The 15,093-nt window shown below is 66.8% G+C and carries 12 protein-coding genes; 5 read left to right on the top strand and 7 right to left on the bottom strand.

Annotation, left to right across the window (positions count from 1 at the left end; translation table 11 throughout):
• Positions 1-19: 19 nt before the first annotated feature.
• Positions 20-1,063 (bottom strand): methyltransferase domain-containing protein, encoded by a 1,044-nt coding sequence (locus ACWKV7_RS16920; protein ID WP_483858862.1) that lies wholly within the window; start codon positions 1,061-1,063, stop codon positions 20-22.
• A gap of 105 nt (positions 1,064-1,168) precedes the next feature.
• A complete protein-coding gene (gene arsS, locus ACWKV7_RS16915) occupies positions 1,169-2,134 on the bottom strand; it encodes an arsenosugar biosynthesis radical SAM (seleno)protein ArsS (RefSeq protein WP_483858913.1) in 966 nt (321 codons plus the stop codon).
• 164 nt (positions 2,135-2,298) lie between these two features.
• On the opposite strand from arsS, the gene ACWKV7_RS16910 reads away from it, so the two are divergent.
• On the top strand, positions 2,299-2,718 hold the full coding sequence (locus ACWKV7_RS16910) for a hypothetical protein (RefSeq protein ID WP_483858861.1): 420 nt from the start codon (positions 2,299-2,301) through the stop codon (positions 2,716-2,718).
• Positions 2,719-2,772: 54 nt separating this feature from the next.
• Here the strand turns inward: ACWKV7_RS16910 and ACWKV7_RS16905 are convergent, their stop codons facing one another.
• Entirely contained in the window at positions 2,773-3,903 is a 1,131-nt protein-coding gene (locus ACWKV7_RS16905) for an HDOD domain-containing protein (RefSeq protein WP_483858860.1), read from the bottom strand.
• A 142-nt stretch (positions 3,904-4,045) separates the two neighbouring features.
• Positions 4,046-4,570: an Mpo1 family 2-hydroxy fatty acid dioxygenase gene (locus tag ACWKV7_RS16900; protein ID WP_483858859.1), complete on the bottom strand. Its 525-nt coding sequence runs from the start codon at positions 4,568-4,570 to the stop codon at positions 4,046-4,048.
• A 107-nt stretch (positions 4,571-4,677) separates the two neighbouring features.
• On the opposite strand from ACWKV7_RS16900, the gene ACWKV7_RS16895 reads away from it, so the two are divergent.
• From ACWKV7_RS16895 to ACWKV7_RS16885, 3 genes are all read left to right on the top strand, one after another.
• Complete coding sequence (locus ACWKV7_RS16895) at positions 4,678-5,358, top strand: Crp/Fnr family transcriptional regulator (RefSeq protein WP_483858858.1); 681 nt, start codon at positions 4,678-4,680, stop codon at positions 5,356-5,358.
• Between the two features lie 186 nt (positions 5,359-5,544).
• Positions 5,545-6,516, top strand: a complete 972-nt coding sequence (locus ACWKV7_RS16890) for a TAXI family TRAP transporter solute-binding subunit (RefSeq protein ID WP_483858857.1) — start codon at positions 5,545-5,547, stop codon at positions 6,514-6,516.
• A gap of 158 nt (positions 6,517-6,674) precedes the next feature.
• Positions 6,675-9,227, top strand: coding sequence for a TRAP transporter permease (locus ACWKV7_RS16885; RefSeq protein ID WP_483858856.1), 2,553 nt, complete (start codon positions 6,675-6,677; stop codon positions 9,225-9,227).
• 9 nt (positions 9,228-9,236) lie between these two features.
• On the opposite strand, the gene ACWKV7_RS16880 is transcribed toward ACWKV7_RS16885, so the two are convergent.
• Positions 9,237-10,925, bottom strand: a complete 1,689-nt coding sequence (locus ACWKV7_RS16880; RefSeq protein ID WP_483858855.1) for a Na/Pi cotransporter family protein — start codon at positions 10,923-10,925, stop codon at positions 9,237-9,239.
• 315 nt (positions 10,926-11,240) lie between these two features.
• On the opposite strand from ACWKV7_RS16880, the gene ACWKV7_RS16875 reads away from it, so the two are divergent.
• Complete coding sequence (locus tag ACWKV7_RS16875; protein WP_483858854.1) at positions 11,241-11,717, top strand: RDD family protein; 477 nt, start codon at positions 11,241-11,243, stop codon at positions 11,715-11,717.
• Positions 11,718-11,908: 191 nt separating this feature from the next.
• Here the strand turns inward: ACWKV7_RS16875 and ACWKV7_RS16870 are convergent, their stop codons facing one another.
• Together ACWKV7_RS16870 and ACWKV7_RS16865 are read right to left on the bottom strand one after the other, a co-directional pair.
• Positions 11,909-13,348, bottom strand: a complete 1,440-nt coding sequence (locus tag ACWKV7_RS16870; protein ID WP_483858853.1) for a nucleobase:cation symporter-2 family protein — start codon at positions 13,346-13,348, stop codon at positions 11,909-11,911.
• Between the two features lie 92 nt (positions 13,349-13,440).
• Positions 13,441-14,796: an 8-oxoguanine deaminase gene (locus ACWKV7_RS16865; RefSeq protein WP_483858852.1), complete on the bottom strand. Its 1,356-nt coding sequence runs from the start codon at positions 14,794-14,796 to the stop codon at positions 13,441-13,443.
• Positions 14,797-15,093: the final 297 nt, after the last annotated feature.

Genomic DNA, 15,093 nt, shown 5'->3' with positions numbered 1-15,093 from the left:
AGCGCTGCTCCCGCACGGTTCAACAGCAGGTTCCCGCACCGCCTTGCACCACCGTGTCGAACGGCAGCGAACTGCCGCAGCCTTCGAAGATGCCGTAATGGGTGGAGAAGTCGCCGATGAACTGGAAGTAAGGGGCGAAGCGGGTGTGCTTGAGCATGCGCCAGGTGTTGCCGCACACCGGAAACACCCGGCCGCGCTCGATGCGGTGGTGCTTGTCGAGCAGGAAGGCCTGTTCCTGGTGGGCCACGCCGCCCTGGTAGACCACCGCCTGGCCGTAGTCCTCGCAGGCGCTTTCCAGGCCGTCCAGCTTGAACAATCGGTAGGTGGCGGAGAAGAAGCGGATATGGCCGATGCGTGCGGCAATGCGTGGGTCGCTGATCTCGATCGGCGCATCCTCCACCAGCCGCGGATCGGCGAAGCCGGCGGCCTTGGCCAGGTCGAGGAAGTCGTTCCAGTACAGCGCGCCGGACAGGCACTCGCCGTACAGCTCGGGATCGGCCGCCAGCTCGGCGGGCACCCGACGGTCGGCGTAGACGTCGGAGAAGTACAGCTCGCCGCCCGGCTTGAGCACTCGCCAGGCCTCGCGCAATACCCGCGCCTTGTCCGGCACCAGGTTGATCACGCAGTTGGAGACCAGCACGTCGAAGCTGTCTGCGGCCAGGCCCAGCTCGTCCAGACGTTCGATCTCGCCCTCGATCAGGCGTACGTTGGAGCGCTCATGGCCGAAGGCCTCGGCATGGAACCGCTGGTGACGGCGGGCGACGTCGAGCTGCTCTGGGGTCATGTCGATGCCGGTGACGCCACCATGCTCGCCGACCAGTGCCGACAGACAGTACAGGTCGCGCCCGGCGCCGCAGCCGAGGTCGAGCACCTGGCAGCCGTCCAGCGCCGCCGGGGCGATCAGCCCGCAGCCGTAGTAGCGCGCCAGCACCTCCGGGTGCAGCTTGGCCAGCACCCGGCGCAGATGCTCCGGCGGCGCCGCGCTGGTGCAGCAGGCGCTAGTCTTGAGGTCGGCCGAGGATTGCAGGGTCTGGCCGTAGTAGGTCTTCACATCGTCGTGCATGGTCGTAATCCCGTGTAGGGGCGAATTTATTCGCCTGGTCAGGCTCCGTTGGCGGATGAGTCCGCCGCCATGGGACCGCGCCGTGGCGGCATGCATTTGTGTTCTTCAGCCCAACGCACCGCCGCAACTGGAGCCCTGTCCGGCGGTGCAGGCGAAGCAGTGGTCGCGGGTGACGATGGGGTTGCCGTTCAGGCTCGCGTTGAGCAGGTCGCGCAGGTGCGCGCGTTCGCGGCCGATCAGCCGGTCCGGCAGCTCGAGCGGCAGGTCGAGCATCTGGTTGAAGTCGCAGTCGTACAGGTAGCCCTGCCAGTCCACGCTGAGCAGCGAGCGGCACATCACGCCGGCGAGGTTCTCCGGGCGGTAGCTGTCGCGCAGCAGTTGCATGTAGTCGTTGAACTGGCCCTTGCTCACCAGGGTGCTGCCGAAGCGGGCGATCGGCTGGTTGGTGATGCACAGCAGGTGATTGAAGACGATGCCGAAGTCCTCGGCCAGGTGTGCCTTGTAGTCGGCCTCCAGCTTCTCCTGCGGCGGTGGCAGGCTGGGTCCCTGGGGGTTGTACACCAGGTTGAGCAGCAGGCCGCTGCCCTCCCGGCCGTAGCCCAGGGCGTTGAGCTGGCGCAGGCCGGCGATGCTGGCGTCGAACACGCCGTCGCCGCGCTGGCGGTCGACATTGTCGCGGGAGTAGCAGGGCAGCGAGGCGGTGACCTCCACGCCCTGCTCGGCGAGAAAGGCGGCGAGATCCTCCTGGCCAGGTTCGCTGAGGATGGTCAGGTTGCAGCGGTCGATCACCCGCAACCCCTCGCGCCGCGCGTGCCGGACGAGTTCGCGAAAGCGCGGGTGCATCTCCGGCGCGCCGCCGGTCAGGTCCAGGGTATGCACCGGGTGGGCATCGATCACCTGATGCAGCAGCGCCAGGCTCTCGTCGGTCATCGCCTCGGTGCGAGTCGGCCCGGCGTTGACGTGGCAGTGCAGGCAGCGCTGGTTGCAGCGGTAGGTGAGGTTGATCTGCAGGGCTTCCAGCGGGCCCCGGCGCAGGGCGGGGAATGCGAGCCGGTCGAGCAGCGGCAGCATGGCGTGCACAGCAGGTCTCCTCTGGCGGTGCGTGTCCCACTAGAGTGACGATAGCCACCTGGCGTTACAACGGCTGGCGCAAAATCTCCATGGCGATGCGCGGTCAGCACGCCGAGGCCCGGCGCCGGCGGGTCTATAGTCGGGTCTTTGCAGGAGGGACTGCCATGCAACGTTGGCTCTTGGCGTTCGTCGCCGGTTTTCTCGCGGTGATCTTCTTTCATCAACCGCTGCTCGGCCTGTTGCACGCCTATGGCGTGGTGCCGTTCGCGCCCTTTTCCATCGCTGCCACTGCCCCGCTGAAGGTGCCGGCCTGGCTGTCCGCCTGTTTCTGGGGTGGCGTCTGGGGCATGGTGCTGGTGGCTGCCTTGCGCTGGCACGGCGGGCGCCCGCTACCCTGGCTCAAGGGCTTGCTGTTCGGCGGTATCGCCCTGACCAGCGTGGCGCTGCTGGTGGTGTTCCCGCTCAAGGGCCTGGGCTTCGACCTGACGGCCTTGCCGGGGCGTTTTCTCATCGGCTTCATGCTCAATGGTGCCTGGGGCGTGGGCACCTTGATCTTCGCTCATCTGATGCTGGTGCGGCATTGAGAGCCGAGAGGCCGTTGGGCTTCGCGTCGCTCAACCGCAACCCACGGGCACGGCTCAGCTGGCCGCGGGCAGGCTGTCCAGCGGCAGGCGGTCGAGCAGGTCGGGGCGAATGCGCAGCAGGCGCGGGGCGCGTTCGTCCTGCAGCGACAGCGGCGCGCGATGGCTGGGCAGGGTCAGCACCTGGCGGGTGAGGTTGAGCACCAGCGCCTCGCGGGAGTAGACCCCGCTGCCGAGGGTGTAGGCGGCGGCGATCTGCTCGCGCAGGGCGATCGGCAGGCGCCAGTGCAGGCGCAGTGCCGAGCCAAAGGCGGCGGCGCGTTCCTGCATGACCTGGTGCAGTTCGCTTTCGCCGAGCGTGCCGCCGGCATCCTGCCAGCGTTGCAGGCAGCGCAGCAGCGCCAGTTCGCCGATGTTGTGCAACAGCCCGGCGGTGTAGCAGCGGCGGGCATCGATGGCCAGTTCGTCGGCCAGCCAGGCGGCCAACTCGGCGGTGCGCTGCGCCTGGCGCCAGGCGGCGACGGCGAGGCTGGCCAGGCGCGGGTCGGCCAGCTTGGTCTGGCGTTCCAGGGTCAGGCTCAGCAGCAGGTTGGCGGTACGTGCCGATGCCAGGCGCGCATCGCTTTTCTCGTCGGCCACCGGCAGCCGTTGCAGGTCGCCGAGGTGGTTCTGCTTGGCATCCAGGCACTGCTGGATGGCGCTGGCGACGTCGGCCAGCAATGGCGCGCCGGAAAAGCCGCGCTCGCGCAGCGCATCCAGGTAGTCGGCCAGGCTGGTGGAGGGGGCGGCGCCCGGGTTTTTCGGGGTCGCGCCGAGCAGGCGTGTCAGGTGGTGGCGCAGCTTGTTCAGCCCCAATGGCTTGCCCAGGTAGGCGGCCGGGGACAACGCCACCGCGGCGCGCACGCTGGCGGCGTCCATCGGTGCGTTGATCAGGATGAAGGGCAACGCGTCGCCGCCGTCTTCTCGGCGCAGCAGGCGGAGCAATTCCAGACCGCCGTGGCCGGGCAACTGCTCGTCAGCGATCAGCAGTTCCGGCAGGCGCTGGCGGCACTGCGCCAAGGCCGCCGGACAGTCGCTGGCGTTGAGCACTTGCACGTCGCCACGCACTTCGCCGACCTGGCGGGCGAGCAACGCGGCCAACTGCGGGTCGGGCGTGGCAATCAGGATCTGCGGGGCGGCGTGCGGCATGGCGGGAACGGCGCTGGCTGATGGTCGGCCGCTGAGTGTAGCGGCCGACCAGCGGCAATTCAGGGACTTTTCGCCAGAAAGTTGGCCGACTAGACAGTCTTGCGGTGGGGCTTGTCGCAGATCGACACGTTCATGTCGCTACTCAGACGGTCGCGTTTTTCTGGCGAATGCAGGTCGGGCCGACCCGTGCTTCGATGGCCTGTCGCAGCTCGCCGCGCAGGCCGAGTGCAAAGCCCAGCTCGGCGACCACGAACAGCGGGCCGACCAGCAGGCCCATCAGATCGTCGACGAACGCCGGCTTGCGCCCCTCGTAGTAGTGGCCGACGAACTGGATGACCCAGCCGATCACGAACAACGCCAACCCGCCACTCAGCCATACCGGCGTGGCCTGCACCGCCAGCACCGCGCCGCACCACAGGCTGAGCCAGAGCAGCACCGCCATCGCCAGGCCCAGGCACAGATCCAGGCGCAGGTAAAACACGGCGCTGGCCGCCGCGACCAGTGCCGCCGGCGACAGCCACAGCCCGGCCACTGGCAGGCCGGGGCGCGACAGCAGCACGGCGACGGCCAGCACAATCAGGGGGATACCGACAAAGTGCGTGGCGATATTGCGCCGGTCGCGATGGTAGGCGGCATATTGGCTAAGGTGGTCGACTAGATTCTTCATGGAAGGGTCCTTGGAATGAGCACGCAGGCCCGGTCATGATCGACGGCCCGCCGGCCGCGGCTCTGTCGGCTAGCCGACAAACTCTGTGGCGACGATGAAGGGTGGCGATGAATACAGCGCAAATGCACGAACGCCTGTTGGCCGGCCATTGGTATGCCGCGCTGCCGCCGGCCTTGCAGCAGGCGCTGCTGGCGCGTGCGGTGCCGCGTCCGTTGCAGGCGGGACAGCGGCTGTTCAGTCGTGGCGACAGGCCCTGCGGGCTCTACGCGGTGCTGGACGGGGCGATGCGCGTCGGCGCGGTGAGCCGCAGCGGCAAGGAGGCGCTGCTGACGCTGGTCGAGCCGCCCTACTGGTTCGGCGAGATTTCCCTGTTCGATGGCCAGCCGCGCACCCACGATGCCTTCGCCGAAGGTCCGACCCAGTTATTGCAGGTACCCCAGGCGCGGCTGCTGGAGTTGCTGGAGCGCGAGCCGCGCTACTGGCGCGACATCGCCCTGCTGATGAGCCACAAGCTGCGCCTGGCGTTCATCGCCCTGGAAGAGATGAGCCTGCTGCCGGCCGCGCCGCGCCTGGCACGGCGGCTGCTGATGATCGCCGAGGGCTATGGCGAGACCGAGCCGCGCCAGGTGCTGCACCTGGCCCAGGAGCAGTTGGCGCTGATGCTGGCGATCTCCCGGCAGACCACCAACCAGATCCTCAAGGAACTGGAAGCCCAGGGCATCCTGCGGCTGACCTATGGGGAAATCGAGATTCTCGACCTGCCACGCCTGCGGCAGGCGGCCGGCTGATACCACGTCGCCGGCAATATCGGCCCCGCGGGGAACCCCAGCGGCTGGCTCCTATCATATCCGGCATGGCCCATGCGCCTTCGGCATGCGTATGGCAGGAGGCTATCCGGTATAAACGTCGCTTCCTGCGGCCAGCCCCGGCCGGGCGAGTCGAATCCTAACAAGCAAAACAAAGGAGCAATTCCCATGAATGGCAAATCTTTGGCATGGGCCCTGGCGGCCGCGCTCACCGGAAGCGTGATGGGCGGCGCCGCACACGCGCAGGACACGTTCGTCACCATCGGTACCGGTGGCCAGACCGGCGTCTACTATGTCGCCGGGCAATCGATCTGCCGTTTCGTCAACCGCGGCAGCGCCGACCATGGCATCAAGTGCAACGCTCCGGCCAGCGGCGGCGGCGTGGCCAACGTCAACGGCATTCGCAACGGCGAATTCAACTTCGGCATCATGCAGTCCGACCACCAGTACAAGGCGATGAAGGGCCTCGAGCCGTTCCAGGCCGAAGGTGCGATGGACGACCTGCGCGCGGTGTTCTCCCTGCAGAGCGAGGTGTTCACCGTGCTGGCGCGCAAGGATGCCGGCATCAAGAGCTTCGACGACCTCAAGGGCAAGCGCGTGAACATCGGCAACCCCGGTTCCGGCCAGCGCGACACCCTGGAAGAGATCATGCGCGAGAAGGGCTGGGACAAGTCGGTATTCGCCCTCGCCGCCGAGCTGAAGCCGGCCGAGCAGGCCAGTGCGTTGGGCGATAACAACATCGATGCCATGACCTATTTCGTCGGCCATCCCAACGGCGCCATCCAGGAAGCCACCACCACCGTCGACGCTGTGCTGGTGCCGGTCGCCGGCCCGGAGATCGACAAGCTGCTCGCCGCAAAGCCTTACTACACCAAGGCCGAAATCCCTGGCGGCATGTACAAGGGCAATGACCAGGCGACGCCGTCCATCGGTGGCAAGGCGGTGCTCTCCACCAGCGCCAAGACCGATCCGGAAGTGGTCTACCAACTGGTCAAGTCGGTGTTCGAGAACATCGAGCGCTTCCAGCGCCTGCACCCGGCGTTCGCCGATCTGAAGGCCGAGGACATGATCAAGGTCGGCCTGTCCGCGCCGCTGCATGACGGCGCCGCGCGCTACTACAAGGAACGTGGCTGGCTGTAGGCAACGGATTCAGGGGCGATTCATTCGCCCGGCGGGATACCTGGCCAGGCGAATGAATTCGCCTCTACGAGCGTCCCGCCCGAGTCCGTGTTAAGCGAAGACCCGCGCGCCCCGGCCGCGGGTTTTGCATGTCCCTTCCACGTGCAGGTTGCCGTCCCATGCAAGACAAGTCCCTGTCCACCGAAGAACTGATCGCCCAGGATGTCGGCGCGCGCCTGCCCGGTGCGCCGATGGCGCAAATCATCGCCGTTCTGGCGCTGCTCTGGTCGCTGTTCCAATTGTGGATCGCTTCGCCGCTGCCCTTCGTGTTCGGCTTCGGCGTGTTCAACGACACCGAGACCCGCTCCATCCACCTGGCCTTCGCCCTGCTGCTGGCGTTCCTGGTTTATCCGGCGTTCAAGCGCTCGCCACGGGACTACGTGCCGCTGCTGGATGTCGCCCTCGGCCTGGTGGCCGCGGCGGCCGCCGCCTACCTGTTCGTCATGTACGAACAACTGGCTCAGCGTCCCGGCAACCTCACCACCGCCGATCTGGTCACCGCCTGCATCGGCATTCCGCTGCTGCTGGAAGCGACCCGTCGCGCCCTCGGCCCGGCCCTGGCGGTGATCGCCCTGGTGTTCCTCGTCTACAGCCTGGCCGGCCCCTGGATGCCCGGCCTATTGGCCCATCGCGGGGTGAGCTTCACCGCGCTGGCCAATCACCAGTGGATCACCACCGAAGGGGTGTTCGGCATCGCCCTCGGCGTCTCCACCAGCTTCGTGTTTCTCTTCGTACTGTTCGGCGCACTGCTGGAACGGGCCGGCGCCGGCCACTATTTCATCCAGTTGGCGTTCAGCCTGCTCGGCCACCTGCGCGGCGGCCCGGCCAAGGCAGCGGTGGTCGCCTCCGGCCTCACCGGACTGATCTCCGGCTCGTCCATCGCCAACGTGGTCACCACCGGCACCTTTACCATCCCGATGATGAAGCGCACCGGCTTTTCCTCGGAGAAGGCCGGCGCGGTGGAAGTCGCCTCCTCGGTGAACGGCCAGATCATGCCGCCGGTGATGGGCGCGGCGGCGTTCCTGATGGTCGAGTACGTCGGCATTCCCTATATCGAGGTGGTCAAGCACGCGTTCCTGCCGGCGCTGATTTCCTATATCGCGCTGGTCTACATCGTCCACCTGGAGTCGCTCAAGCTCGGCCTGGTGCCGTTGCCGCGCAGCGGCCCGGCGCACCCCTGGCTGCGCCGGCTGACCGGCCTGGCGTTCGGCGCCGCGCTGATTTCCGGGTTGTCCCTGGGGGTTTACTACGGCCTCGGCTGGCTCAAGCCAGCGCTCGGCGATGCGGCCATCTGGGGCATCGGCGCGCTGGTGGCGCTGGTTTACGTCGGCCTGCTGAAGATTGCCGCGAGCACGCCACCGCTGCCGCCGGAAGATCCCGACGCACCGCTGGAGGCGTTGCCGCAGACCCGCCCGGTGCTGCTCTCCGGCCTGCACTTCCTGCTGCCGGTGGTGGTGCTGGTCTGGTGCCTGATGATCGAGCGCCTGTCCCCCGGCCTCTCGGCCTTCTGGGGCAGCGTGATCCTGGTGATCATCCTGCTCACCCAGCGCCCGCTGCTGAGCTGGTTGCGCAAGGACGGCAGCCATGACCACGGCACCTTCATGGACGGCGTGATCGATCTGCGCGAAGGGCTGATCGCCGGCGCGCGCAACATGATCGGCATCGCCATCGCCACGGCGGCCGCCGGCCTGATCGTCGGCGCGGTCTCGCAGACCGGCGTCGGCCTGGTGCTGGCCGATCTGGTCGAGCTGCTGTCGATGGGCAACCTGCTGCTGATGCTGATCCTCACCGCGCTGCTCAGCCTGATCCTCGGCATGGGCCTGCCGACCACCGCCAACTACATCGTCGTCTCCAGCCTGCTGGCGCCGGTGGTGGTGGCGCTGGGTCAGCAGAGCGGGCTGATCGTGCCGCTGATCGCGGTGCACCTGTTCGTCTTCTACTTCGGCATCATGGCCGACGTCACCCCGCCAGTGGGGCTGGCCTCGTTCGCCGCTGCCGCGGTGTCCAAGGGCGACCCGATCAAGACCGGCATCGTCGCCTTCTACTACAGCCTGCGCACGGCGGCGCTGCCGTTCCTGTTTATCTTCAACACCGACCTGCTGCTGATCGACGTGGACTTCTGGCACGGCGTGCTGATCTTCATCGCCGCGACCCTGGCCATGCTGATCTTCGCCGCCGCCACCCAGGGCTACTTCCTCACCAAGAGCCGCTGGTACGAAAGCCTGCTGCTGCTGCTGGTGGCCTTCACCCTGTTCCGCCCCGGCTTCTGGATGGACATCGTGCACGACCCCTACCGCGATATTCCGCCGACCGAACTGGCCCAGGCGCTGGACACGGTGGGCGAGGACAGCCAGCTGCGCCTGCGCATTCGCGGCGAGGACGCGGTGGGTGATCCGCGGGAGTTCACCCTGCTGCTGCCGGTGCCGGATGGCGCCAACGGCGCGGAGCGCCTGGCCAGGCTCGGGCTGATGACCTACGAGCAGGACGGCAAGGTGCTGGTGGACAGCGTCGCCTTCGGCAGCCCGGCCGCCGACGCCGGCCTGGAGTTCGACCAGGAGATCCTGCGGGTGCGCGCACCCACCGAGCGCTGGCCCAAGGAGCTGATGTGGCTGCCGGGCCTGCTGCTGTTCGGCCTGGTGGTGGGCTTGCAGCGGCGCCGCTGCAAGCGCTGATCGGGTGCCTCAGCCGGCTCCGCCGGCCTGGGGCAGGGGGCGGTCCGTTGCGTCGGGCGGAGTGTCTTCCTCGTCCGGCAGCGGGTGCCCCTCGCCTCCCTCCAGCGCCGCATAGGCGCTGGCGCAGAACAGCGAATTCAGGCGCTTCATGTCGGCGATCAGCTCCAGATGCAGGGAGCTGGTCTCGATGCTCTGCACCACCTGCCGGTGCAGGCGGTGCACGTGGGCATGGGCCAGGCGCCGCTCGCGCACGCGAAAGCGCATTTTTTCCCGCAACAGTTGCTGGGCGCTGTGGGCATCGCCGGAGAGAAACACCGACAGGCCCAGGCGCAGATTGGCCAGCAGTTGCCCGTGCAGGCTGGCCAGCTCCTCCAGGCCGCTGTCGGAGAACGAATGGCGTTGCGCGGTCTTCTGGTTCTGCAACTTGCCGAGCATGCGCTCGATGATGTCGCCAGCCTGCTCGAGGTTGATCGCCAGCTCGATGATTTCCGCCCAGCGCCGGTTGTCGTGATCGCCCAGGGCATCGCGCGGCACCTGTGCCAGGTACAGCTTCACCGCGCTGTACAGCGCGTCCACGTCGTCGTCCAGGCGGCGGATTTCCTTGCCCAGCTCGGGGCGCCGGTCACGCAGCACCTCCAGCAGGTGGCCGAGCATGGTTTCGATCAGGTCGCCGATGCGCAGCGTCTCGCGCACCGCATTGGCCAGCGCCAGCGAGGGCGTGCCCAGGGCGCTGCGGTCGAGGTGGCGCGGGCGCGCCACGCCGGTGTCCTGGGCCTGCTCCGGCAGCAGCCAGGTGCACAGCCGGGCCATGGGGCGCACCGTCGGCAACAACAGCAGACAGCGCAGGCTGTTGTAGAGCAGGTGGAAGCCGATCACCAGGCCCTGGTGGCTCCATTCCAGGCTGTCCAGCCAGGCTACCAGCGGGTCGAGCGCGGGCATCACCAGCAGCAGGCCGATCAGCTTGTACAGCAGGCTGCCGAGCGCCACCCGGCGACCGGCAGCGTTCTGCATGCTGGCGTTGAGAAAGGCGAGGATGCCGCTGCCGATATTGGCGCCGATCACCAGGCCGATGGCCACCGGCAGGCTGATCAGCCCGGCGCCGGCCAGGCTGGCGGTGAGCAGCACCGCGGCCAGGCTGGAATAGGAGATCAGCGCGAACAGCGCGCCGATCAGCGCATCCAGCAGCAGGTCACCGGTGAGCGAGGCGAACAATACCTTGATGCCCCTGGCCTCGGTGATCGGCCCGGCGGCGGCGACGATCAGCTGCAATGCCAGCAGCATCAGGCCCAGGCCGATGGCGACCCGGCCAAGCTGGCCGGCGCGGGTCTGCTTGCGCGAGAGAAAGAAGATCACCCCGAGGAAGATCAGCAGCGGCGACAGCCAGGACAGGTCGAAGGTCAGCACCCGTGCCATCAGCGCCGTGCCGACGTCCGCGCCGAGCATGATCGCCAGCGCCGGTCCCAGCGCCATCAGGCCCTGGGCGACGAAGGAGGTGGTCAGCAGCGCGGTGGCGTTGCTGCTTTGCACCAGCGCGGTCACGCCGATACCGGCGCCGAACGCCATCGGCAAGCGTTGAATGCTATGGCTGAGCACCCGGCGCAGTTGCGAGCCATACACCCGCAGGATACCGGTACGCACGATATGCGTGCCCCAGATCAGCAGCGCAACGGCGGACAGCAGGTTGAGCAGGGTCAGCATAATGCGGCCTCCCTGGCAGTCTTTTTTAATGGGGTCTCGCGGAGCGCGAGGCGAAAATCGCCTACTTGAGCAATCGACCAGCGAAGCCGCGCTATGTTCGAATTTTCTCGCGGGCCTGTGTTTAGCTGTAGTTGCGATTCGCCATTGACGCCAGTCCGAGCCGCGCTGGGTCAGCGCGTGGCACTGGCTAGCGCCGCGCCGAAACCGACGAAGGTCAGGGCGCGGTTCGCCATATAATGGACCACCGACTGTGGATGCCGATTTAGGCGAAAGTCCTCGTCGCTCAGATGCCCAACTACCGCGATAGGAAAAATCATGGCTGTAAAAGGCAAAAGCCAAAAACCCAAAATACTGGCGAGTATCACTCGGCGTTTCTTCGCTAAAGCTATCGATTGCGCGGCTGCAATATTGATTTTCCTGATCATCAAGTTCTTGGCCGACATGCTGTCTCTCTACATACCAGCTATCACGCCAAAGGCCAGCGCCGTTACGGCAGGCCTGATCGCCTTTGCTTACATTCTGTTAGCGGACGCGCTGCCCAACGGTCAAAGTCTCGGCAAGCGATTATTGAGTATTGCGGCCGTCGATATGAAAACGTTCCGGGGCTGCACCGTATCGCAGTCATTTACCCGCAATGCGGGGGCGTTGATTCCCATCGATTGGGCCTGGATTTTTCTCGAATCGAGAACCCGCTTGGGTGATATGCACGCTAGGACCATTGTGATCCAGACGGGCAAGCTCAGTGAAAAGATCAGAAGCGTTTCCGACATCTATGGCGGCAGCAAATCCTAAAGGGGCGTTACTACCCCGCCGGGTAACAGCCAGCCCTCTCGATAGCTGGGTTTGACGATCAGTATTTCGCCATTGCTGTTGGTGATTAGGGCGCCTACGGAAAGGCGCTTCTTCGGGAAAGGCTGCAAGCGATGCTCCATTAAATGGCAATGCCCCGCTCGGGCGGGACATTGCCATGCTATCGGAAATGCTCAAGCATCGCTGTCGGTAGCAAACCGCGCCTTTATCGACTGTCCATGCTCGGCCTCCTCCCCCTCCTCCAACTGGCCACCACCGTCCACCGGCAGCAGCAGGTTGAGCAGGATGGCGCTGAAGGCGCCGATGGTGATCGGCGAGCCGAAGATGTTCTTCAGCGCCTCGGGCATCTGCGACAGCACCTCCGGCACGCCGGCCACGCCCAGGCCGAGGCCGATGGAGATCGACACGATCAGCACGTTGCGCCGCTGCAGGCCGGCCTCGGCGAGGATCTTGATGCCGGCCACCGCCACCGTACCGAACATGATCAGCGTGGCGCCGCCGAGCACCGGCTTGGGCATCAGCTGCAGCACCGCGCCGATCTGCGGGAACAGCCCGAGCAGCACCAGCAGCCCTGCGATGTAGAACGCCACATGGCGGCTGGCGACGCCGGTGAGCTGGATGACGCCGTTGTTCTGGCTGAAGGTGGTCATCGGCAGGCTGTTGAACAACGCCGCCATGGCCGAGTTGCAGCCATCGGCCAGCACCCCGGACTTGATCCGCCGCAGGTACAGCGGGCCGCTCACCGGCTGGCGCGAGATCATCGAGTTGGCGGTGAGGTCGCCGGAGGTCTCCAGCGGGGTGATGAGGAAGATCACCGCGATCGGCACGAACGCCACCCAGTCGAAGTGGAAGCCGTACTTGAACGGCACCGGTACGCTGACCAGCGGTACCTCGGCCATCTCGGCGAAGTCCACCATGCCCACCTGCCAGGCGGCGAAGAAGCCGAGGCCCAGGCCGATCACCACCGACGACAGGCGCAGCAGCGGCCACTTGAACAGGTTGAGCAGCACGATGGTGCCCAGTACCAGGGCGGCCAGGGCCAGGTTGTGCAGCGCGCCGAGGTCGTCGGCGCCGAAGCCGCCGGCCATGTCGGTCATCGCCACCTTGATCAGCGACAGGCCGATCAGGCAGATGATGGTGCCGGTCACCACTGGGGTGATCACCTTGCGCAGGCGGGTGATCACCTGGCTGAAGGCGATCTCGACGAAGGCCGCGCAGAAGCACACGCCGAAGATTGTCGCCAGGATGTCTTCCGGACTGCCGCCGCGGTTCTTGACGATGAAGCCGGCGCTGAGGATCACGCTCAAGAAGGCGAAGCTGGTGCCCTGCAGGCACAGCAGGCCGGCGCCCACCGGGCCGATGCGCTTGGCCTGGACGAAGGTGCCGAGGCCGGAGACGAACAGCGCCATGCTCACCAGGTAGGGCACGTGCGCGCCGAGGCCGAGCACGCCGCCGACGATCAGCGTCGGGGTGATGATGCCGACGAAGCTCGCCAGCACGTGCTGCAACGCGGCGAACAGCGAGGCGGCGACGGGCGGCCGGTCGTGCAGTTGGTAGATCAGGTCGTTGCTGCCGGCCGCGGCCGGGTCTTGCTCGGTGTGGTGCGTAGTCATGATCGAAGCCTGCCAATTGTTGTTGTACGGTCATGGGCTTGCATGAGGGATGCCGGAGCATCCCTTGTGTTGCTACTGCGGTGCTGCGCGAATCAGGCGGCGAGCAGGCGCCGCGCGGCTTCGCGGTGGCGGGCGATCAGCGCCGGCAGGTCGAGGCCGTCGATTTGCCCATCGATCACCCGCCAGCGGCCGCCGATCATCATGCGGTCGGCGCGCTCGGCGCCGCACAGGATCAGTGCGGCGAGCGGATCGTGGCTGCCGGAGAAGCGCAGCTCGTCGAGCTTGAACAGCGCCAGGTCGGCCTGCTTGCCCGGCGCCAGCTCGCCGATGTCGTCGCGGCCGAGCAGGCGCGCAGAGCCGCGGGTGGCCCAGCCCAGCGCCAATTCCGGGGTGATGCGCTCGGCGCCGTAGCGCAGGCGTTGCAGGTACAGCGCCTGGCGCGCTTCCTGGATCAGGTTGGAGGCGTCGTTGGAGGCCGAGCCGTCCACCCCCAGGCCGATGGGTGCGCCGGCGGCTTCCAGCTCCAGGGTCGGGCAGATGCCCGAGGCCAGGCGCATGTTGGACACCGGGCAGTGGCAGATGCCGGTGCCGGCGCGGCCGAGGCGGGCGATCTCCTCGGCATTGAAGTGAATGCCGTGGGCCAGCCAGGTGCGCGGGCCGAGCCAGCCGACGCTGTCCAGGTAGTCCACCGTGCGCAGGCCGAAGCGTTCGAGGCAGAAGGTTTCCTCGTCGAGGGTCTCGGCCAGGTGGGTGTGCAGGCGCACGTCGTGGTAGTCGGCCAGTTTGGCGCTGGCGCGCATGATCTCCGGCGTCACCGAGAACGGCGAGCAGGGCGCCAGGGCGATCTGCACCTGGGCGCCGTCGCCGCGCTGGTGGTAGTCGCGGATCAGCCGTTCGCTGTCGGCGAGGATGGCTTCGCCGCTCTGCACCGTGTGCTGCGGCGGCAGGCCGCCGTCGGCCTCTCCCAGGCTCATCGAACCGCGGGTGAGGGTGGCGCGCATGCCCAGTTCGGCGACCATGCCGGCCTGCACGTCGATGGCCTGCTCCAAACCGTCGGGGAACAGGTAATGGTGGTCGGCCGCGGTACTGCAACCAGACAGCAGCAGCTCGGCCATCGCCACCTGGGTGGCCAGCGCCAATTGCTCGGGGGTCAGCCGCGCCCATACCGGGTAGAGCGTCTTCAGCCAGGGGAACAGCGGTTGGTTGACCACCGGCGCCCAGGCGCGGGTGAGGGTCTGGTAGAAGTGGTGGTGGGTGTTGATCAGCCCCGGCAGCAGCACGTGCTCGCGGGCATCGAAGGTCTGCTGGCAGGGGCGGGCGGGTTGTTGGCCGGCACCGAGCAGTTCGACGATCAGGCCGTCTTCGACGACCAGGCCGCCGGAGGCATCGAGCGCGTTGGCGGTGAACACGGCGAGGGGGTTCTTGATCCAGATACGGGTGGCAGCCATTGAGTTGGCTCCTCTGAAAGTGGGTTTCAGGTAAGCCAGCTCAGTGTTGACCCTGTCTGCTGATCCAGGTCCGCCCGGATGGGCGTGGCAAGGAAGATAGTCTCCGCAACCCTATCGGGCAAGGCGCCCAGAGAATTTTCTGACCCTACAGACAGGATGCGCTTTTCTGTCGCAGCGCTTTGCCATAAACTTGACCTGAAAGTCAGGTAATTCCGCTCGACTTCCGCCGCAGCTCCTCGGGGCGCCGCTTTTTCAATGCCAACACGCACAACAGGGCGCGGCCATGACCGCGCTCCG

The organism is Zestomonas ipomoeae, assembly GCF_057128665.1.
This window is presented reverse-complemented; position numbering and strand designations above follow the sequence as displayed.